Genomic DNA, 1,285 nt, shown 5'->3' on the forward strand with positions numbered 1-1,285 from the left:
AAATTCGATACGTGGGACAACGATAATGATCAGTGAATGGGAAAAACACACACTCCTAGCCGATACTGCCCTGCAACTAGATGATCCTGTACGCAGCATTCTTCACTATCAACAAGCTTTAAGCTTAAGTGAAGACATTAGTGAATGCGTGGAAATTGAAGCAGACGAACGCCTTTTGATTTCTGTAATCTCTTGTCACAACCTCGCGCAATTTTGGCGCTGGGCTGGTGATACCGAATACGAACTCAAATATCTTCAGCTGGCATCTGAAAAAGTGCTCACACTTATTCCCCAATGCCCAAACCAGAATTGCGCGAGCTTTATTGACTCCATCGGCTGTTGCACAAAAGCACTTATCGATTTTATGAAGCGTCATCCAAACCCAGCAATTGCGAAACAAGTAGAAAAGATCGATACCGCAACCAATTGCGAAGTGATCGCTAAGTTTCGTTTAAATTAATGAGCAAAGGTCGAAAATAAGCTGACCTCATCACTTGGAAATAACTCACGAAAGTTATTCAACAGTAAGTAGATACTCACTAACATATACAACGTAAGACTTGAGCGTTTTCGATGCTCTTACTTAATTTACAAGCTAACAACGTCAATATACAAAAACGCCGGAGATTATTTCTCCGGCGTTTTTTATGTAAGCATGCTTACTACGGCCTAAACTTGAGTTCGACCTAAAGAGATGACTACACGACGGTTCTTGTCTTTACCAATCGGCGTGCCATTATCAGCAATAGGTCGGCGCTTGCCATAACCTTGCACTTGAATACGATCCTCTGGCAAACCCAGTGATTCAAAGTAAGTACGTAGAGACTCTGCTCGTCGCTCCGATAGGCTCTGGCTTTCGCTCTTACCATCGGTTGAATCAGTGTATGTCGCCACCAGCACGAGGTCGATATCTTGATTGTGACGCACATAATCAGCAATCTGAGCAAGACGCTTTTTAGACGCTTTCGTCAGTTGGTCGCCCTGACGTTCGTAATGCAAAATCGTAAACGCAATATCTTCGAAACTGTACTTCAACAAATTGGCGATACAGTCACTAAACGCATTGTACTTACTTTGGAATAATACGGATGACAACGCGACTTCAATTCGTTGATCGCGACTTTGCCAATCTTGATAGCTGAATGTTGGGTAACGGCCTTTCTCTAATTCAGATAAAATACCCCAAGCAGTTTGACCACCGACATACCCATCAAACTGTTTGAAAAACTTCAGATTCGTGATGCGGTCGGCATGCTCACCCGGTCGCCAAGGCGGTGGCATTGAG

2 protein-coding genes are annotated in these 1,285 nt (G+C 43.6%); one reads left to right on the top strand and one right to left on the bottom strand.

The window, feature by feature from the left end; translation table 11 throughout:
• The first annotated feature begins 25 nt into the window (after positions 1–25).
• Complete coding sequence (locus tag R8N28_RS25270) at positions 26–460, top strand: DUF2753 domain-containing protein (protein ID WP_005490627.1); 435 nt, start codon at positions 26–28, stop codon at positions 458–460.
• A 209-nt stretch (positions 461–669) separates the two neighbouring features.
• On the opposite strand, the gene R8N28_RS25275 is transcribed toward R8N28_RS25270, so the two are convergent.
• A partial coding sequence (locus R8N28_RS25275; RefSeq protein WP_318183670.1) for a flagellar protein MotY occupies positions 670–1,285 on the bottom strand: 616 nt, incomplete at its 5' end.

It is taken from the genome of Vibrio sp. Vb1554 (genome assembly GCF_033344235.1).

Excerpts from the sequence above, each read along its gene's own strand:
- R8N28_RS25270 (WP_005490627.1), top strand. The coding sequence starts at position 26 with ATGATCAGTGAATGGGAAAAACACACACTCCTAGCCGATACTGCCCTG.